Genomic DNA, 19,883 nt, shown 5'->3' with positions numbered 1-19,883 from the left:
CGTGCGCAGGCTCTTTTTCTCACCCTGGACGGAAGAGGCACGATGACCGAGCAGCCCGATCTCGGCAACCTCGACGGCGACGCCGGAGACAACGTCGAAGGTTCAGGGCACCGCGACCGCGACCAGCCCCGAGACCCGTCGCCCCGCTCCGACGGCTACGTCCCGCTGCGCTCCTACGCCGCGATCGGCGACGGTCGCACGGTCGCGCTCGTCGCCGACGACGGCCGCATCGACTGGTTCCCGGTACCGAACCTCGACTCCCGGCCCGCGTTCGCCGCCCTGCTCGACGGGCAGGACGGCGGGTGCCTCGAGCTCGCGCCGACCCAGCAGTTCCAGGTCCACCGGCAGTACGTGGTGGGGACCAACGTGCTCGAGACGACCTTCACCACCGCGACCGGCTCGGTCAAGGTCACCGACTCGCTCAGCACCGGGGTCGCCGGGCGACTGCCGTGGACGGAGCTCGCACGACGCGTCGAGGGCCTCAGTGGCACCGTCCCCATGGCCTGGGCGGTGCGCCCGGGGACCGTCTTCAACACCGCCTCGCCCTGGGTCCAGGACACGGTCCACGGGCCTGTGCTGCGGGTCGACGGCGTCACGCTGTCGGTCCGCCTGCTCGGCGAGACCACCTGCGTGGCCGCCGACCAGTCGGTCTCGGGTGCCTTCAGCACCGAGCCCGGGTCCCGGCACACCCTGGGGCTCGTCGGCACCGGCCGCGAGCCCGTGTTCCTCCCCACCCCGGAGGCGGTCGACGAGGGCGTCGACCGGACCGTCGACAACTGGCGTGCCTGGACGCAGGCGTTCCACTACGACGGCCGCTGGGGCAAGGCCGTCCAGCGCAGCGCCCTCGCGCTCAAGCTCCTCATCTACGCACCGTCAGGAGCCATCGCCGCCGCAGCGACCACGTCGCTGCCCGAGAGCCTCGCCGGCGGCAAGAACTGGGACTACCGCTACTCGTGGCTGCGCGACACCGCGTACACGGTCGACGCCCTCATCGGCTTCGGGCTCACCGAGGAGACGCACGCGGCGATCAGCTGGACGCTCACCACCCTGCGCGAGTCCGACATGCGGGTGTTCTACGGCCTCGACGGCAGCCTGCCCGGCGACCACCAGGAGGCACAGGTCCCCGGGTGGCGCGGGATCGGGCCTGTGGTCGACGGCAACCGCGCCGACCAGCAGCTCCAGCTCGGCGTGTACGGCGACCTGCTCGGCGTGGTCCGCGGCTACGTCGACGCCGGCAACCTCCTCGACGCCGAGACCGGACGCCTGCTCGCGTCGATCGCCGACGAGGCCTGTGACGCCTGGCACCGCCTCGACGCCGGGATCTGGGAGCTCACCGAGGAGCGTCACTACACCACCTCCAAGCTCGGCTGCTGGCAGGCGCTCACCTGCGCCGTGCACCTGGCCGAGCTCGGCCAGATCCCCGGCGTGCCGGACCGCTGGCGTGCCGAGGCCGAGCGCATCCGCACCTGGGTCGAGACCGAGTGCTGGTCGGAGGAGCTCGGCGCGTACGTCATGTACCCCGGGAGCACCGACCTCGACGCGTCGATCCTCCTGCACGCCATGAGCGGGTTCGACCGGGGAGAGCGCATGAGCTCGACCGTCGACGCCCTCCGCCGGGAGCTCGGCGCGGGCCCGCTGCTCTACCGGTACACCGGCATGCCACAGGAGGAGGCGACCTTCGTGGCCTGCGCCTTCTGGGGCGTCGCCGCCCTCGCGCACGTCGGACGCCGCGACGAGGCCGCCGCGTGGATGGACGAGCTCCTCGAGCAGGCCAACGACGTCGGCATCTGGTCCGAGATGATCGACGCCACCACCGGCGAGTTCCTCGGCAACCTGCCGCAGGGGCTCAGCCACCTCGCGCTCGTGCAGGCGGCGCTCGCGGTCGGCGGCGACGCGGGCTGACGGGTCAGGTGCGTTCGCCGAAGAACGCGGCCAGCACGTCGTCGTCCTCGTAGGCGAGGTGCGTCGCGGCCACGCGCTCGGGGGAGAACCACTCGACCCGCTGGCCCTCGGTCAGCGCGATCGACTCTGCCGGGGCGTTCAGCCGCGCGGTGAAGGTGTGCTCGACGCCGTAGGAACGCGTCGTCGTCCCGAGGAAGGTCACGTCGGCCGGGTCGAGGTCGACCCCGAGCTCCTCGCGGACCTCCCGGACGATGCAGTCGAGCGGCTCCTCGCCGGGCTCGAGCATGCCGCCCGGCACCGCCCACATGTCGGGGAACGGGATCCAGTCCTTGGCGTCGCGCAGCTGGAGCAGCACCGCTCCGGAGTCGTCGACGAGGATGATCTGGCAGCCTTCGGAGGTGGGGGCCTGAGTCATCTGCACGACTCTAGGCGCTGGTCGTCCTGGGCGGCGGCGATCCCACCGGCGAGCACCGCTCAGGTGAGGTCAGGTGCGGCCGGGTGGTGAAGGCGACCGTGATCCAGTGGTTGGGGTCGTCCCCGCGCAGCGCGTCGACGACCCGCGTCCGGATGTCGTCCCACTCCTCGAGGGGACGAGGCGCCTCGCCCTCGGGGACGAGGAACAGCACCTCGACCTGCCGCGAGCGGCCGATCTGGGCGGCGTAGACCTTCGACGAGACGAACCCCTCCGACGCGACCACCTCGGCCGCCACGCCCTCTGCCTCGTCCTGCAGCGCCACGGGGGTCACGAGCGCCACCTCGGAGAGCGCACGTCGCAGCGTCGCCAGCGGCACCGGGACGAGGACCACGGCCACCACGATGAGCACGACCGGGTCGATGTACGGGGTCGCGGCCTCGAAGCGGGTTCCGTCGATGAGCACGCCGACCACGAAGGCCACGAGCAGCGCCCCGGTGACCCCGCCCGCCATGAGCCAGCCCTTGACGTCCATGGCTACGATCGCCGACCCGATCCGTCGGTTCGCCCGGTGCTCGAGGAGCCCGATGGTGAGCGTGATGACCAGCACGACGGCCGCGTAGACGATCGCCAGCCCCAGCTCGATGTCGCGCCCGCCGTCGAGGACGGACAGCACCGACTCCACGAGGGCATAGGTCATCACGGTGACGAGGATGAGCGCGTTGGCGACCAGCACCATCGGCTCGAAGTGCCAGAACCCCCGCCCGAACCGTCGCGACAGCCCCACGGCCGTGGACCGTGTGATGAGGCGGACCACGGCGATCGACACCACCGACATGAGCGCGTCGACCATCGAGAAGACGCCGTCGAACAGGATCGCGGAGGACCCCGAGGCGAGACCGAAGACGGTCCCCAGGACGGCGAGCGTGACCGCCCCCGCCAACGACGTCGTGAGGGCCTGCTGCTCGGTGCGCATGGGTTTTCCTGACGTGAGGCGTGGACGGATGTCCACTGTAGGCGTTCTGGGCGATGTGCGCGGAGCGCTGCTCGGGTGCGCAGACCAGGGTCGCTTGAGGGGCTGTGCAGCACGACGGCCGCCGTCCGGGGCAGGACAGCGGCCGCTGGTGGTGCTGGGGAGGGGTTACCTCGTGGTGGGACCGGGTTCCGGCGCCACCGGCTGCTCGTCCTTGACGCCACCGTCGACCTCGGCGTGCGGGTGGTGGCGGGTGAGCGCCGACCCCTCGACGTCGACGTCCGGGAGGATCCGGTCGAGCCAGCGGGGCAGCCACCAGGCCTTGTCGCCGACCAGGTGCATGAGCGCCGGGATGATGAGCATCCGGACGAGGAACGCGTCGAGGAGCACACCGAAGGCCAGCGCGAACCCGATCGGCCGGATCATCGTGCTGTGCGAGAACACGAACCCGCCGAACACCGAGACCATGATGATCGCGGCGGCGGTCACCACGGCACGCCCGGCACGGACACCCTCGGCGACCGCGACGCGAGCCGGTGCCCCGTGGACGTAGGCCTCACGCATGCCCGACCCGAGGAACAGCATGTAGTCCATGGCGAGGCCGAACAGGATCCCGACGAGGATGGTCGGCAGGAAGTTGAGGATCGGGCCGGGAGTCTCGACGCCGAACACCGAGGCCAGCCAGCCCCACTGGTAGATCGCGACGACCCCGCCGAGGGCGGCGAAGTACGACAGGATGAACCCGAGGGTCGCGATGACCGGCACGAAGATCGACCGGAACACGATCACGAGGATCACCAGCGAGAGACCCACGACCACCAGCAGGTAGACCGGCAGGGCGCTCGCGAGCTTCTCCGAGATGTCGATGTTGCCGCTCGCCGAGCCCGCGACGCCGATCTCGTAGGTGCCGTCGACCGGTGAGAGGTCGCGCAAGGTGTGCACGAGCGTCTCGGTCGACTCGGCGGTCGGGCCCTCGGCCGGGACGACCTGGAAGGCGGTGACGGTGCCGTCCTCGGAGGACCCGATCGGGGCGACGGCCACGACGTCGTCCTGGGCGAAGAGCGCCTCGGCGATCTGCACCTGGGTCCCGAGCGCCTCGGCCTCGGACCCGGCGACGGGGACGTCGGCGACGACCAGCAGGGTGCCGTTCTGGCCCTCGCCGAACTTGTCGGCGACGGCCGCGTAGGCCTGGTACTGCGTGGTGTCGTGCGACTCGGACGAGCCGTCGGGCAGGTTGAGGCGCAGGTCGAGCGCCGGGAGCGCGACGAGCAGCAGCGCGGCGATGCCGACGAGCACGCGGCCGACGGCCCGCGGGGTGGACATGGGCTTCGCCGGGGCCAGCGCACTGGCCGCCGCCTCGCGCGCGGCGGGGTCGGTCGCGGCCTGGCCCACGCGGGCCCGCTCCTTGCGGCTGAGGATGCGCTCGCCGACCAGCCCGAGCATGGCGGGCGTGAAGGTCACGGCGACGAGGACGGCGATCGCGACGCAGAGCGCCCCGACGGTGCCCATGAGGCCGAGGAACGGGATGCCCGACACGTTGAGGGCGAGCAGCGCGATGATCACGGTCGCACCGGCGAACACGACGGCGTTGCCCGACGTCCCGGTGGCCAGCGCGATGGACTCGTGGACGCCGTACCCCTGCTTGAGCTGGCGGCGGTGCCTGTTGACGATGAACAGCGAGTAGTCGATGCCGACCGCGAGGCCGAGCATGAGCCCGAGGACCGGCGTCACGGACGTCATCTCGACGACGCCCGACAGGGACATCGCGCCGAGCGCGCCCACGCCGACGCCGACGATCGCGGAGAGGATCGGGAGCCCGGCGCCGACGAGGGTGCCGAGCATGATGACGAGGACGATCGCGGCGACCACGAGGCCGACGATCTCGCCCGCACCGACGAGGCTCGGCACGGCGTCGGCGAGCTCGGACGAGAAGTCGGCGGTCACACCGTCGACCGGCTCGTCGAAGAGCGCGACGACCGAGTCCTTGACCTCCGGGGTGACGTCCATCTGCGGCTCGACGAAGGCGACGGTCACGACGGCGGCGGAGCCGTCCTCGGAGACCGTGCGGATCTCGGTGGCCATGTCGAGGAGTGCCTGGCCCTGCTCGACCTGCGCGACCTGCTCCTCGGGGACGGGCACGGGGCTCGCGGCGATCTGCTCGGCGCTGGCCTCGAGGGTCGCGGCCTGCTCGGCGCGCTGCGCCTCGGTCGCGAACGGGTCGACCAGCTGCATGACGCCGTCGAGGCTCGCACCGCTCGTTAGGCGCTCGCTGATCTGTGCCTGCTGCTCGGGGGTGAAGGCGCTGCCGTCGTCGGTCTGCAGGACGATCCGGCCGGTGCCGCCCGAGGCCTCGGGGAACTGCGACTGCAGGCGCTCGGTGACCTGCTCGGTGGGGGTGCCGGGGATCGACATGGTGGTCGCGAGCGTGCCGCCGGCGACGGCGAAGGCCGCGCCGACCGCGACGAGGACGGCGACCCAGATCGCGATCACCGTCTTGGCGCGGTGCGAGGCCGTGCGGCCCAGTCGGTAGAGCAGTTCAGCCATGAGAGTCCTTCGGTACGGGCCGGGAGGGGGGTCAGGCGGTGCGGGGGAACACGGACTCGGACGCGAAGCCCGATCCGACGGCGGTGAGCATGCCCTCGAGCATGGTCGAGAAGGTGTCGCGGGACCGGGCGTCGTCGACGCCGCCGGTCGCGTCCGCCCACCGGTGCGCGACGACGAGGAGGCCCGCGAGGGTCGACCCGACGAGCAGGTCGACGGTGTAGGGGTCGGCGGCCGGGTGGCGCTGGCGGATCTCTGCCGCGAAGCGGGTGCTCAGGCCGGACACCGCGGCGGTGAAGGACGGCGAGAGCTGGTCGGAGGCGCCCTGGTCGGTCCGCAGGACGCGGACCAGGTAGGCCATGGGGCTGATGAAGTCCATGGCGCGCAGCGCGTCCGAGACGTCGTCGAAGACCGACGGTGCGGCGTCGGTCGGGCGTCCGACGGCGTGCTCCTCGAAGGCCTCCATGGCCTCGTCGAAGAACTCCGTGCAGACCGTCGCGGTGATGTCCGCGAGGGACGGGAAGTGGTTGAACACGGTGCGCCGGGACACGTCGGCGCGCTCGGCGAGGTCGTCGACGGAGAAGCCGCCGATGCCGTGCTCGTCGAGCAGGGCGGCCGCGGCGTCGAGGATGGCGCGCCGGTGCCGCGCCTTGAGGGCGGCTCGGCGGTCGCCGGTGGGTGGGCTCTGCGTCACGCTCGCGACACTAGGTGCATCGTTGCACCGGGTGCAACAGGTGGGGGTGTGAGGTGCGCCGCGCGCTGGGCTCCGAGGTCGACCGCGCGGCCCTGCGCCTGCGCCGACGACGGACGGGCCCGCCCCTCCGGTGCGGAGAGACGGGCCCGTCGGCCGTGCGGGTGGAGGGCGTCAGCCCCAGAGGCGCTGGCTCGCGATCTCCGCGCCAGCGCTGAGCGCCTCGAGCTTGGCCCACGCGATCTGCGGGTGGATGCGCCCGCCGAGACCGCAGTCGGTCGACGCGACGACGTTCTCCTTGCCGACCACCGATGCGAAGCGCTCGATGCGGTCGGCCACGAGCTCGGGGTGCTCGACGACATTGGTCGCGTGCCCGACGATCCCGGGGAGGATGAGCTTGCCCTCGGGGAGCGTGACGTCCTGCCACACCTTCCACTCGTGCTCGTGGCGGGCGTTCGCCGCCTCGAAGGAGTAGGCGCCGGCGTTGATCTCGAGCATGAGGTCGACGATGTTCTTCAGCTCGAGGTCGGTGGTGTGCGGGCCGTGCCAGCTGCCCCAGCACAGGTGGAAGCGGATCTGCTCCTGCGGCAGGTCGCGCAGCGCGTAGTTGAGGGCTTCCACGCGGATGCGCGTGAAGGCCTGGTAGTCCTCGACGCTCGGCTCGGGGTTGATCTGGTCCCAGTTCTCGGCGATCGACGGGTCGTCGATCTGCAGGATCAGACCGGCGTCGACGATGGCCTTGTACTCCTCGCGCAGCACGTCGGCCCAGGCCCAGATGTGCTCCTCCTCCGTGGCGTAGAACGCGTTGGGGATGCGCGAGCCGCTGCCCGGCGACAGGCTCGTGACGAAGCCCTCCGTGAGGCCGTTGGCCGCGAGACCGGCCTTGAGGTTGGCGATGTCGGAGGCGATCGCCTCGTGGCCGACGTAGGCGAGCTTCCCGGTCGTCGCAGGGAAGGCCGTGGCGCCCTTGCCGGTCGAGATGCCGCTCGTCGGGTCGGTGTACGCCTCGCGGAAGATCGTCCAGTCGCGACGGTCCGGGAAGGTCGTCAGGCGGATGTTCCCGGGGGTCGAGCGCACGGGCTCGGCCGAGAAGATGTCCTCGCCGGTCACCTCGAGGCCGCTCACGCGCTGGAACGAGTACGACCACCAGGCGCCGTAGTCGACCGCGCTCGTCATGGCCTTGCCGAACTCGCCGTCGCCCGGGACGGTGATGCCGGCCGCCTTCTGGCGGGCGACGAGGTCGCCGACCGCGGAGGTGAGCAGGCCGTCGAACTCCGGGGTGCGGTCGAGGGTGAAGCCGTCCTCGGCGAGCTGGCGCGCGTCGTTCGCGGCGATGAGCTCGGGGGTGCGCGGCAGACTGCCGGCGTGGGTGGTCTGGATGCGGTCGCGACTGTCCAGCATGTGGGCCTCGTCTCGTGATGTCGGGCGCACCAGACGACGCAGGCGTCGCGGTGCTCGGGTGTCGCAGCGGTGCCCTGACAGGCGCGAGGCTTCGCATTCCCGCTGTTCCCACACCTTCCCACGGCTTGACCGCAGCTCTTGTCAGACCGCCCTCAAACCCCGCTCCCGTCCCGCCAGTCGAGACGCCTCATGCTGCTGCGCGAGGGACCGCGCGCGACGCCGAGGGTCTCCAGGAGGTCCCTCGCCGTCGCGCCCGGTCCCTCGGGGTGGGGTGGTCAGGCGAGGTGGTGTCCCGTCCCTGGGACACTGGTGCCGTGACACAGCGACGCATCAGCCTCATCACCCTCGGCGGGACGATCAGCTCGGAGGCGACCCGCGCGACGTCGGGCGTCGTCCCGGTGAGCGGCGCCGACCTGTTCCGGCAGGAGGTCGAGCACTGGGTCCCCGGCATCGCGCTGCTCCCGCACGAGCTCCGCCTCGTCCCCTCGCCGTCCCTGACGCTCGACGACCTGCTCGCCCTGCACCGCTACGTCCTCGCGCTGCCCGACGACGTCGAGGGCGTGGTCGTCTCGCAGGGCACCGACACCATCGAGGAGACGGCCTTCGCGCTCGACCTCCTCGGGACGGCCTCTGCGAGGCCCGTCGTGGTCACCGGCGCGATGCGCAGCCGCGCGGCCGCGGGCGAGGACGGCCCGGCGAACCTCGTCTCGGCCGTGCTCGTGGCGGCGAGCGCCGAGGCGCGCCGGGCGGGGGTGCTCGTGCAGTTCGCCGACCTCGTCCACTCCGCGCGCTGGGTGAGCAAGCGCAGCACGTTCCACGTCGACGCCTTCACGTCCGAGCCGCTCGGTCCGCTCGGCTACGTCGCCGAGGGAGAGGCGCGCCTGGAGCTGCGCCCACGCCCGCGACCTGTCCTGACCGCCCCGGAGTCGGCCCGGGCGCGTGTCGCCCTGGTGTCCACGGGTGCGGGCGACGACCTCGCCCTGCTCCCCGGTCTGGCCGACGCCGGGTACGACGGCGTGGTGCTCGCCGGCGTCGGTGCGGGGCACGTCGCTGCGTCGGCCGTGGAGAACGTCGCCGCCACCGCAGCCCGCATCCCGGTGCTGATGGCCAGCCGGACCGGGGCAGGTCCGGTCTTCGAGCGGACCTACGGCTACCCGGGCGGTGAGATCGACCTCCGGGACCGCGGCGTCATGACGGCCGGCCAGCTGTCTCCGGTCAAGGCGCGGGTGCTGCTCGCGCTCCTGCTCTCGTCGGGCACCGAGGGCGACGGGCTGCGCGAGGCGGTCGCGCGCCACTCCTGAGCCGGACCGAGACCACTCAGCGCGTCCGCCCCCGGTACGCGCTCGGCGCGACACCGTGCACCCGTGCGAACTGCCGGGAGAAGTAGAGCGGGTCGTCGAAGCCGCAGGCTGACGCGACCGCCGCGACGGCGAGGTCCGTGCTGTCGAGCAGCTCGCGGGCCCGCGCCATGCGCAGCTGTGACTGGTAGGCGTTCGGCGACACCCCCACGTGCTCGCGGAACAGCGCACCGAGCCGCGACGTGCTCAGGCCGACCATCGCGGCGAGGGACGCCACCGGGGTGCGCCGCGGGCTCGTGGCCCGCAGGTGCTCGAGCGCCCGCTCGACGGGGCTGAGGGACGGCCCGGGGGAGCGGCGCCCGGTCGCGACGACCTGGGTGAGCGCGTGGAACGCGGCGCCCGTCGCCTGCAGGGTGCCCGCCCGGGTCCCGGCGTCGAGACCGTCGATCACCTGGGAGACGAGGCTCGCGACCGGCGCGGCGTCCCGCAGGTGGGCAACGGGCCCGCCCGAGGCCTGGTGGCCGGCGCTCACGAGCTCGGCGGCGTCGCCGCCGAGGACGTGGAACCACCACAGCGTCCACGGGTCCTCGGCGTCGGCGCCGTACTCGTGCGCCTCGCCGGCGAGCAGCAGCACCGCGTCACCCCGGCCGACGACCTCCGTCCCGGCAGGGGTGCGGCACCACCCGGCGCCGTCCGTGCAGACCAGGACGACGTGCTGCTCGGCGCCGGAGACCCTGGATCTGCCGTGCCGGGCCGCGTGGGGGAACACCCCGGCGTCGGTGACCAGCAGCCGGGAGGTGACCGGGAGTGTGAGGGCTTCGCGCACGAGAGAGCGCGGGGTGACGAGCATCCGCTGCCCCGCGAAACCGTCACGCAGCGCGCCCAGGCCCTCAGCGGCAGTCGATCCGTCCATGAGGTGCAGTGAAACGTCTATCGCCCGGGTGGGTCAACCCGCTCTACCGTCGACCCATGCTCAGCGAAGAGTCGAGGATCGTCCTCCCCCCAGCGCCCGCCGCCCTCGCCGCCCTCCCGGTCCGCGCCTGGCGCGAGCCCGTGGTGATCGACACCTACGAGCCGGCGGAGGCCAGCCGTTACCCGGCCTACCTCGACCAGCGCGTCTACCAGGGGTCGTCGGGCGCCGTCTACCCGATGCCCTTCGTCGAGCGGGTCTCCCTCGACAAGACCCCACGCACCTGGGACGCCGTGCACATCGAGAACGACTACGTGCGCCTCATGCTGCTCCCCGAGCTCGGCGGACGCATCCACGTGGGCCACGACAAGACCCGCGGCTACGACTTCTTCTACCGCAACGACGTCATCAAGCCCGCGCTCGTCGGGCTCCTCGGCCCGTGGGTGTCGGGCGGCGTCGAGCTCAACTGGCCCCAGCACCACCGCCCCGCCACCTACCTGCCCACCGAGTCGACCATCGAGCACGACGACGACGGCTCCGTCACCGTGTGGTGCTCCGACCACGACCCGTTCGCCCGGATGCAGGGCATGCACGGTGTGCGCCTGTCGCCCGCGAGCGCCCTCGTCGAGCTGCGCGCCCACCTGGTCAACCGGACCGACGACGTCCAGACCTTCCTGTGGTGGGCCAACGTCGCGGCAGCGGTGAACGACGACTACCAGTCGTTCTTCCCGACGGACGTGCGCGTGGTCGCCGACCACGCCAAGCGCGCGGTGACGAGCTTCCCAGCGGCCGACGGGCGGTACTACGGCGTCGACTACCCGGCACGCCGCACGCCAGAGCGGCCCGACGGCGACAGGCTCGACTGGTACCGGAACATCCCCGTGCCCACCTCGTACATGTGCCTGGGGTCGCAGGACGACTTCTTCGGCGGGTACGACCACGGGGTCGGCGCCGGGTTCGTGCACTGGGCCGACCACCGGGTCTCGCCGGGCAAGAAGATGTGGACCTGGGGCGACGCGCCCTTCGGGCACGCGTGGGGCGCGCACCTCACCGACACCAACGGCCCCTACGTCGAGCTCATGGCCGGGGTGTTCACGGACAACCAGCCGGACTTCGCCTTCCTGCGCCCCGGCGAGACCAAGACCTTCTCCCAGTACTGGTACCCGATCCAGGACACCGGCCCCGTGCACCAGGCCACGCGTGACGCGGCGGTCCGGCTGGACGTCGAGCCGGTGGGCGACGGTGCCGAGGTCCGTGTCGCGGTCGCGGTGACGGCCGAGCGCCCCGGTGCGCGGGTCGTACTGCGTCGCGGGGCGGAGGTGGTGCACAGCGCGGACGTCGACCTGGCGCCGGGAGCGCCGTACGTCGTCGGCGTCACGGTCCACCCCGAGGATGGCGCCGTCGCGGGGGAGGTCGACCCCCGTGACCTCGAGCTCACGGTCGAGCACGGTGGCGCGCGCCTGATCACCTGGCGCCCCCGCACGACGACGGACGACGCACCGGAGGCGAGCGCGCGGTCGGGGCAGCAGGAAAGCCAGCGCGACGTCCGGCCCGCGACCGAGCCTCCACCGCCCGAGCAGCTGGGCTCCGTCGACGAGCTGTACGTGACCGGCCTGCACCTCGACCAGTACCGGCACGCGACCCGCTCGCCCGAGGCCTACTGGGTCGAGGCCCTGCGCCGCGACCCCGGCGACGCGCGCACCCACGTGGCGCTCGCGGCCCGCCGGGCGCGCGACGGCCGGCTCGACGACGCCGAGCGGCACCTGCGTGCCGCCGTCCGGCGGCTCACCCTGCGCAACCCCAACCCGCGCGACGGCGAGGCGCACTACCGCCTAGGGGTCGTGCTCGCCCGTCAGGGACGCGTCGTCGAGGCGCGCGAGGCCCTCGGCACGGCGTCGTGGGACCGGTCGTGGCTCGACGCCGCCGTCGTCGCCACGGCGCGGCTCGACCTCGCGGAGCGCCTCGAGGACGCCGTCGACGACCTGCAGGCGCTCGTCACCCGCGCACCCGGACACGTCCAGGCCCGCAACCTCCTCACCGTCGCGCTGCGCCGCGCCGGTGACGAGGCCGCAGCCCGTGAGACCGTGCGCGGCACCCTCGCGCTCGACCCGCTCGACGCCTGGGGACGCGACCTCGGCGACCGCCTGGGCGAGCACGTGACGCTCTCCGCCGACCCGACGGTCCTCGTCGACGTCGCGCTCGAGCACGCCTCCACCGGTGACGTCGACGCGGCGCTCGCGCTGCTCGAGCGGGCCGCGTCCCTGCCGACGGTCGGGGGTCAGCGCAACGTCGCACCGGTCGCGTGGCTGCACGCCGCGGACCTGGAGCTCTCCCGCGGGGACCACGCCGCCGCCGACCGGGCGGTCGAGCGTGCCCGCCTCGCCCCCCGGGACCGGTGCTTCCCGTCTGCCGCCGAGGACGACGCGCTGGCACGCCTGCGCCGCTACCGCCCGGACGACCCGCTGCTGTCGGGCCTCGCGGGCCACCGCCTCTACGCCGCCGGTCGACGCGACGAGGCCGTCTCCGCGTGGCAGGCCTCGGCCGACGCCGACGGCACCGACCCCGTCGTCCTGCGCAACCTCGGCCTGGCCGCGTACAACGTGCTCGACGACGGCGACCTCGCGGCCCGCTGCTACGACCAGGCCAGGGCCCTCGCCCCGGACGACGCCCGCCTGCTCTACGAGGCGGACCAGCTCGCGGGGCGCAGAGGCGTCGGGCCGGCCGAGCGTGCCGCGGCGCTCTCCGCCCGGGCCGACCTCGTCGCGGCCCGGGACGACCTCACCGTCCAGCTCGCCGTCCTGCTCACCGACCTCGACCGGGCGGACGAGGCCCTCGCGCTGCTGACCGGGCGCTCCTTCCAGCCGTGGGAGGGCGGCGAGGGTTCCGTCCTGGCCGCCTGGGACTCCGCGCACGGGTCGCTCGCGCTCGCGGCCCTCGACGCCGGTCACCCCGACGACGCCGTCAGGCACGTCCAGGCCGCGCTCGAGCCGGTCGCGTCCCTCGGCGAGGCACGGCACCCGCTGGCCAACACCGCCGACCTGCACCTGCTGCTCGGCGACGCGCTGGCAGCGGCCGGGCGCGAGCACGAGGCTAGCGAGGCGTGGGAGATCGCCGCGGCGCAGCAGGGGGACTTCGAGGCGATGGCGGTCCAGCCGTACTCGGAGCGCACCGCGGCGTCGGTCACGGCCCTGCGACGTCTCGGTCTGCACGACGAGGCCACCGACCTGCGCGACGGCCTCGCCCGGTACGTCGACGAGCAGGAGGGGACGACGGCTGCCGTCGACTACTTCGCGACCTCGCTGCCGACGATGCTGCTGTTCGCCGAGGACGTCCAGGCCACCCACGACGCGCGCCCCCGGCTGCTCCGGGGCCAGCTCGGACGCCTCGACGAGCAGGAGCCGCTGCCGTCGTCCCAGAGCACCCGCAGGACTGACCGATGACGTCCTCGAAGGAGAGACCGATGACCACGCAGGACACCAGCACCACCACGCGCTCTGTCAGCGTCGCCCCGCCGGTCCCGGCCGAGCGCCTCACGTTCCTCGGCGAGAGCACCGACGGCACCGACAGCGCCGACAGCGCCGACAGCATCCAGGCGACCACGCGGACCCTGGAGCGCGGCGGTGCGCCGTGGATCCCGGTCACCGGTGAGGTCCACTACTCCCGGCTGCCCCGCGAGCGCTGGTCCGAGGTGCTCGGGCACGCCCGGGCCGGCGGTCTCGACACCGTCGCCACCTACGTGTTCTGGCAGGCGCACGAGCCGACGCCCGGCGACTTCCGCTGGGACGGGAACCTCGACCTGCGGGCCTTCGTCGAGCTGGCAGCGACGCACGGTCTCGACGTCGTCGTCCGGCTGGGGCCGTGGGCGCACGGCGAGGCACGCTACGGAGGGTTCCCGGACTGGCTCGTCGAGCGCGGCCTGCGCACCCGGACCGACGACCCGGCGTACCTCGACCTCGTCCGCGCCTTCTACGGCCAGACGATCGCCCAGCTCACCGGGCTCACCCACGCCGAGGGCGGCCCCGTGGTCGGCGCGCAGATCGAGAACGAGCTGTACGACCAGCCCGGCCACCTCGCCACGCTGCGCCGCACCGCCGAGGACCTCGGCCTGCGGGTCCCACTGTGGACGGCGACCGGGTGGGGCGGCGCGCAGGTCCCCGGCACCCTGCTGCCGCTCTACAGCGCGTACGCCGACGGCTTCTGGGAGGAGTCGACGACAGGCTGGCCCGAGTTCTCCGCCGTCCACTACCGCTACAGCGCGGTGCGCGACGACCTCACGGTCGGTGCCGACCTGCGCGAGGCGCTCGACGGCATCGTCCTCGAGCAGGGCGCCCAGGCGCCGCTCGACCGCGACGACCTGCCCTTCGCCACCTGCGAGCTCGGCGGCGGCATGCACGTGGCCTACCACCGCCGCCCCCTCGTCACGGCCGACGACGTCGCGGCGCTCGCCCTCGCCAAGGTCGGCTCGGGCTCGGTGTGGCAGGGGTACTACATGTACGCCGGCGGCACCCAGCGCGTCGGGCCGCACGGCACGGAGCAGGAGTCCCAGGCGACCGGCTACCCCAACGACGTGCCGACGCTCTCCTACGACTTCCACGCGCCGGTCGGGGAGCACGGGCAGGTCCGCCGGCACCACCACCTCCTGCGCCGCCAGCACCTCTGGCTCGCCGACGAGGGGGCTCGGCTCGCCCCGATGACCGTGACGGTCGGGGGCGGCAGCGCCGACCCGGACGAGCTCCGCTGGTCCGTGCGCTCCGACGGGCGCTCCGGCTACCTGTTCCTCACCACGTACCAGCCGTCCGCCGCGCCCATCAGCGCCCAGCCCGGCGTCCAGGTGACGGTCGACCTCGACGGGGAGCAGGTCACGACGCCGACCCGCCCGGTCGACCTGCCCGCGGGGGTCTCGGTCGCCTGGCCGCTGCGCTACGCGCTGGCGGAGGGGCTGGTGCTGCGCAGCGCCACGGCGCAGGTCCTCGCCCGGCTCGACGACGTCGTCGTCCTGGCCGCGACCGACGGCGTGGACGTCGAGCTGGTGCTCGAGGGGGAGGTGAGCGTCGCCGGTGCGGGGTCGGCCACCCGCGGGGACGACGGACACACCACGGTCGTCACCCTCGCTCGAACGCCCGGCCGCGGCTGCGTCGTCGACCTGAGAGGCGGAGCCCACGGCGCCGCGGTGCGCGTCGTCGTCCTCGACGACACGACGGCCAGCACCCTCTACCGGCTCGAGGTCGCCGGACGTGAGCGCCTCGTGCTCTCGGACGCACCCGTCTACGCGCTCGACGGCGACCTGGTGCTGCACACCGACGCCCCGCAGGCCACCGTCTCGCTGCTGCCGGCACCGGAGGGGCTCGAGCCCGTGGGCTCTTCCAACGGTGTCGACGCTCCAGCGGGCCAGGTCCGCGACGACGTGCGCGGACCGGGCGCCGCCTCGCCGTGGGGCACGTGGACCGTCGACGTCGTGGGTGCCGGGACCCACCGCGTCGCCGCAGGCCTCCGGCCGGACGCTACGGCTCCCGCCCCGGCCCGCGGCGGGCCCGTGGACCGGCTCAGCGCGCCGACCGACTGGACGGGCGCCGCACGCGTCCACCTCGACGTGCCCGACGCGCTGCTCACCGGCACCGACCGGGCGCTCCTGCGCGTCGCCTGGACGGGCGACGTCGGCCGCGCCTGGGTGGGCGAGCACCTGGTGAGCGACCACTTCTGGCACGGCCGCGTGTGGGACCTCGACCTCACACCGTGGCGCGAGGAGGTCGCCGCGCACGGCGTCGTGCTCGAGCTCCTCCCGTGGGTCGGGGCGACGGGGGTCCGGGTAGACCCGGCCGTCGTCCCCGCAGCGGACGGTGTCGAGGTGCGTTCCGTCGACGTGGTGCGGGTGGCCCGCACCGTGCTGCGCGCCGATGACCACGGGGTGGGTCAGAGCCGACCGTCCTCGGTGTCGACCGCAGGGGCGGTGAAGGGATGAGGGCCGCGATGGTCACGACCGGTGGGACTCCCGGGCGCACCGACGGCGCCGGGGGCGGTGCGCGTCTGCGTGGTGCGGCAGACGTCGCGACCCCGGGGCACCTGCCCGACCGGCTGGCGATCTCGCTCTGGGACTTCTCCTGGTACGTGCGGACCGGCCCGGGCGAGCCCTTCGAGGACCTCGACGCGGCCTTCGCCCGTGCGGTCGAGCTGGGCTACAACGCCGTGCGCATCTGCGCGATGCCCTTCCTGCTGTTCCGGTCGGGGCTGGACACCTCGGCGCTGCACCTCGGGCCGATCGGCGGGGGCTATGCCGGCAGGGTGCGGTGGTACGACGTCCGTGAGCCGACGGTGGTCGACGGCCGGGCGCACCTCCTGAGGTTCTTCGAGGCGGCCCGCCGTCACGGCGTGGTGGTGGTCGCGTCGTCGTGGGAGTACCAGCAGAGCCCGTCCTTCGCGGCGGACCGCGCCTGGTACGACGCCCTCGAGGCCGTGCCTCCCGAGGAGCGCACCGTCGTCCTGGGGGAGGCGATGGCCGACCTGGTGGACCTCTTGGCCGAGCACGGCCTCGCCGAGACGCTCGCCTTCGTCGAGATCCACAACGAGGTCCAGGCCGGGCACCTGACCGCCGGGCTCCCCGGGCGCGAGGACCCGGTGGTCGAGCTGCGCGACCGGCTCGAGGCGGGCATCGACGCCTTCGCCGCGCGGCACCCCGAGGTGCTCTGCGGACCGAACTACGCGGCCGTGCCGGTCACGGCGATGCGGGGAGTGCCCCGGAACGCCGGGGTGCTGGGGGTGCACCCCTACGTCTACGGGGTGCTCGACGACCTCGTCACCGAGCTGGTGCTGCGGGGCGACCCTGCCGACTTCCGGCAGGACCTCGCGGAGCCCCTGCTGCGCCCGGACGCGCCGCGCTTCGAGGACTGGGCGCCACCCGCCGACGAGGAGTGGAAGCGGCACGCCTCGATCGTGGGGCACGCGGAGATCTACCTCCACGACTGGTGCGACGCCGAGGCCGTGGACCGGTGGCTCTACGAGCGGTACGGGGCGCACCGCATCGCGATGGCGCAACGGCTCGGCGAGTGGGTGGGCGTCGCCGCCGACACCGCGGCACGGCTCGGGGTACCGCTGGTCTTCGGAGAGGGGTGGGTCGGCTACACCCCGAAGGACTGCCGGTTCGAGGAGGGACCGGTCGGATCGCAGATCTGCCGGGATGCGGTGCAGCTCTCGGTCGACGTCGGGGCGTGGGGGACCGTCGTGTGCTCGAACGCGGCGCCGCACCACGCCATGTGGGAGGACGAGACGCTCCAGCGCGAGTGCAACGAGCTGTTCATGACCGGGGGAGCGGCGCACGCGGAAGGGTGAGCGAGCCGTCTCACGGTGGTGCCGGGACCCGTCGTCCGGGCGTCGTCGAGGGCGCGGTGAGGTGCGCAGCGAGGAGTCGGGGCACCGGTTTGGAGAAGCGCCGATGTCTGACGTACTGTTCTCGACGTCAGCCCGACCGGGAGACACAGACACCACTGCGAAGCTCTTCGGAGCCGCCGCGAAGTGGCTGGTCCCGGGGTTCGGCATCCTCCTCATGAAGGCTTCGCAGGTCCGCCTGCGCCTGGTAGTGTGGAGGGCCTGGTTCGGCCGGTGCGGGACTTCGAGTCTGGTGCTGGTAGATGCGGTTCGAGTCGCTCGGAAGAGTGGTTCGGGAGGCCGCGGAGATCAGGTAGTCTTCACCAGGCCCGCTTCACCGGGTTAATGCGCTGGAAACGGCGGGTTGACGCAGGGTTGCGAGTCGGGTAAGTTTGAACGGTTGCCTCACGCCAGACGCTCAGTAATGAGTGAACGGGTGATGCGCGTCCGCTCCTTGAGAACTCAACAGTGTGCTTAATAGTCAATGCCAAGACCCCTCGTCTTGGGTTGGTACCTGATCGTTCGGTCGGGGCTGATGCTGGACGAGGTTTATTTGGTATGAATTGAAAACGCAAGTTTTCGGTTTGTAGCCTTGATTAATCAAGTTCTCTCTTTGCAGGGAGGCTTGCTTCGTATGGTTGTTAACTGGTTTCGGCTGGTTGATAGCAAACATTTACGGAGAGTTTGATCCTGGCTCAGGACGAACGCTGGCGGCGTGCTTAACACATGCAAGTCGAACGGTGACGCTAGAGCTTGCTCTGGTTGATCAGTGGCGAACGGGTGAGTAACACGTGAGTAACCTGCCCTTGACTCTGGGATAACTCCGGGAAACCGGGGCTAATACCGGATACGAGACGCGACCGCATGGTCGGCGTCTGGAAAGTTTTTCGGTCAAGGATGGACTCGCGGCCTATCAGCTAGTTGGTGAGGTAACGGCTCACCAAGGCGTCGACGGGTAGCCGGCCTGAGAGGGCGACCGGCCACACTGGGACTGAGACACGGCCCAGACTCCTACGGGAGGCAGCAGTGGGGAATATTGCACAATGGGCGAAAGCCTGATGCAGCGACGCCGCGTGAGGGATGAAGGCCTTCGGGTTGTAAACCTCTTTCAGTAGGGAAGAAGCGAAAGTGACGGTACCTGCAGAAGAAGCGCCGGCTAACTACGTGCCAGCAGCCGCGGTAATACGTAGGGCGCAAGCGTTGTCCGGAATTATTGGGCGTAAAGAGCTCGTAGGCGGTTTGTCGCGTCTGGTGTGAAAACTCAAGGCTCAACCTTGAGCTTGCATCGGGTACGGGCAGACTAGAGTGTGGTAGGGGTGACTGGAATTCCTGGTGTAGCGGTGGAATGCGCAGATATCAGGAGGAACACCGATGGCGAAGGCAGGTCACTGGGCCACTACTGACGCTGAGGAGCGAAAGCATGGGGAGCGAACAGGATTAGATACCCTGGTAGTCCATGCCGTAAACGTTGGGCACTAGGTGTGGGGCTCATTCCACGAGTTCCGCGCCGCAGCTAACGCATTAAGTGCCCCGCCTGGGGAGTACGGCCGCAAGGCTAAAACTCAAAGGAATTGACGGGGGCCCGCACAAGCGGCGGAGCATGCGGATTAATTCGATGCAACGCGAAGAACCTTACCAAGGCTTGACATACACCGGAATCGGCCAGAGATGGTCGCGTCTTCGGACTGGTGTACAGGTGGTGCATGGTTGTCGTCAGCTCGTGTCGTGAGATGTTGGGTTAAGTCCCGCAACGAGCGCAACCCTCGTCCTATGTTGCCAGCACGTCATGGTGGGGACTCATAGGAGACTGCCGGGGTCAACTCGGAGGAAGGTGGGGATGACGTCAAATCATCATGCCCCTTATGTCTTGGGCTTCACGCATGCTACAATGGCCGGTACAAAGGGCTGCGATACCGCGAGGTGGAGCGAATCCCAAAAAGCCGGTCTCAGTTCGGATTGGGGTCTGCAACTCGACCCCATGAAGTCGGAGTCGCTAGTAATCGCAGATCAGCAACGCTGCGGTGAATACGTTCCCGGGCCTTGTACACACCGCCCGTCAAGTCACGAAAGTCGGTAACACCCGAAGCCGGTGGCCTAACCCCTTGTGGGATGGAGCCGTCGAAGGTGGGATTGGCGATTGGGACTAAGTCGTAACAAGGTAGCCGTACCGGAAGGTGCGGCTGGATCACCTCCTTTCTAAGGAGCTACACACTGGCTCTGATCTCGGGGACTACCCCGGCAGGGTTCAGGTGGCCGCTTCCACACTCCGAATGAGGGTGTGGGCGGTTGCTCACGGGTGGAACATTGACTAGGACTCGTCATGAGGTCCGCTGCTAGTACACCAGCTTCGTCTGGTTGGAAGAGAGCGGGTCGAGGGGTGGGGACATGAGCACACT

The 19,883-nt window shown here is 71.5% G+C and carries 11 protein-coding genes and 1 rRNA gene; 6 read left to right on the top strand and 6 right to left on the bottom strand.

Annotated features, from left to right (window positions below):
• Positions 1–42: 42 nt before the first annotated feature.
• The gene (locus SKED_RS18315; RefSeq protein WP_012868676.1) at positions 43–1,902 is read left to right on the top strand and encodes a glycoside hydrolase family 15 protein; all 1,860 of its coding nucleotides are present in this window, start codon (positions 43–45) and stop codon (positions 1,900–1,902) included.
• Positions 1,903–1,906: 4 nt separating this feature from the next.
• On the opposite strand, the gene SKED_RS18310 is transcribed toward SKED_RS18315, so the two are convergent.
• From SKED_RS18310 to SKED_RS18290, 5 genes are all read right to left on the bottom strand, one after another.
• Positions 1,907–2,317 carry an NUDIX hydrolase gene (locus SKED_RS18310; protein WP_012868675.1) on the bottom strand — a complete coding sequence of 137 codons (411 nt, stop codon included), beginning with the start codon at positions 2,315–2,317 and terminating at the stop codon, positions 1,907–1,909.
• A gap of 10 nt (positions 2,318–2,327) precedes the next feature.
• A complete protein-coding gene (locus tag SKED_RS18305; RefSeq protein WP_012868674.1) occupies positions 2,328–3,290 on the bottom strand; it encodes a cation diffusion facilitator family transporter in 963 nt (320 codons plus the stop codon).
• Positions 3,291–3,455: 165 nt separating this feature from the next.
• On the bottom strand, positions 3,456–5,831 hold the full coding sequence (locus tag SKED_RS18300; RefSeq protein WP_012868673.1) for an MMPL family transporter: 2,376 nt from the start codon (positions 5,829–5,831) through the stop codon (positions 3,456–3,458).
• Between the two features lie 31 nt (positions 5,832–5,862).
• Complete coding sequence (locus tag SKED_RS18295) at positions 5,863–6,522, bottom strand: TetR/AcrR family transcriptional regulator (protein WP_012868672.1); 660 nt, start codon at positions 6,520–6,522, stop codon at positions 5,863–5,865.
• Between the two features lie 171 nt (positions 6,523–6,693).
• Positions 6,694–7,920: a cobalamin-independent methionine synthase II family protein gene (locus tag SKED_RS18290; RefSeq protein ID WP_012868671.1), complete on the bottom strand. Its 1,227-nt coding sequence runs from the start codon at positions 7,918–7,920 to the stop codon at positions 6,694–6,696.
• Between the two features lie 314 nt (positions 7,921–8,234).
• Here SKED_RS18290 and SKED_RS18285 point away from each other — a divergent pair, with 314 nt between their 5' ends.
• Positions 8,235–9,221 carry an asparaginase gene (locus tag SKED_RS18285; protein WP_012868670.1) on the top strand — a complete coding sequence of 329 codons (987 nt, stop codon included), beginning with the start codon at positions 8,235–8,237 and terminating at the stop codon, positions 9,219–9,221.
• Positions 9,222–9,237: 16 nt separating this feature from the next.
• On the opposite strand, the gene SKED_RS18280 is transcribed toward SKED_RS18285, so the two are convergent.
• A complete protein-coding gene (locus SKED_RS18280) occupies positions 9,238–10,131 on the bottom strand; it encodes a helix-turn-helix domain-containing protein (RefSeq protein ID WP_012868669.1) in 894 nt (297 codons plus the stop codon).
• 56 nt (positions 10,132–10,187) lie between these two features.
• On the opposite strand from SKED_RS18280, the gene SKED_RS18275 reads away from it, so the two are divergent.
• From SKED_RS18275 to SKED_RS18260, 4 genes are all read left to right on the top strand, one after another.
• Positions 10,188–13,568, top strand: a complete 3,381-nt coding sequence (locus tag SKED_RS18275) for a DUF5107 domain-containing protein (RefSeq protein WP_012868668.1) — start codon at positions 10,188–10,190, stop codon at positions 13,566–13,568.
• A 20-nt stretch (positions 13,569–13,588) separates the two neighbouring features.
• A complete protein-coding gene (locus tag SKED_RS18270) occupies positions 13,589–16,087 on the top strand; it encodes a beta-galactosidase (protein WP_012868667.1) in 2,499 nt (832 codons plus the stop codon).
• An 8-nt stretch (positions 16,088–16,095) separates the two neighbouring features.
• Positions 16,096–17,451 carry a cellulase-like family protein gene (locus SKED_RS18265; protein WP_012868666.1) on the top strand — a complete coding sequence of 452 codons (1,356 nt, stop codon included), beginning with the start codon at positions 16,096–16,098 and terminating at the stop codon, positions 17,449–17,451.
• A gap of 708 nt (positions 17,452–18,159) precedes the next feature.
• A 16S ribosomal RNA gene (locus tag SKED_RS18260) occupies positions 18,160–19,683 on the top strand.
• Positions 19,684–19,883: the final 200 nt, after the last annotated feature.

Origin of the sequence: Sanguibacter keddieii DSM 10542 (assembly GCF_000024925.1) — a bacterium.
In the GTDB taxonomy this organism is placed as follows: domain Bacteria; phylum Actinomycetota; class Actinomycetes; order Actinomycetales; family Cellulomonadaceae; genus Sanguibacter; species Sanguibacter keddieii.
Note: the sequence above shows the minus strand (reverse complement) of the source record. Positions and strands in the feature narration are given on the sequence as shown.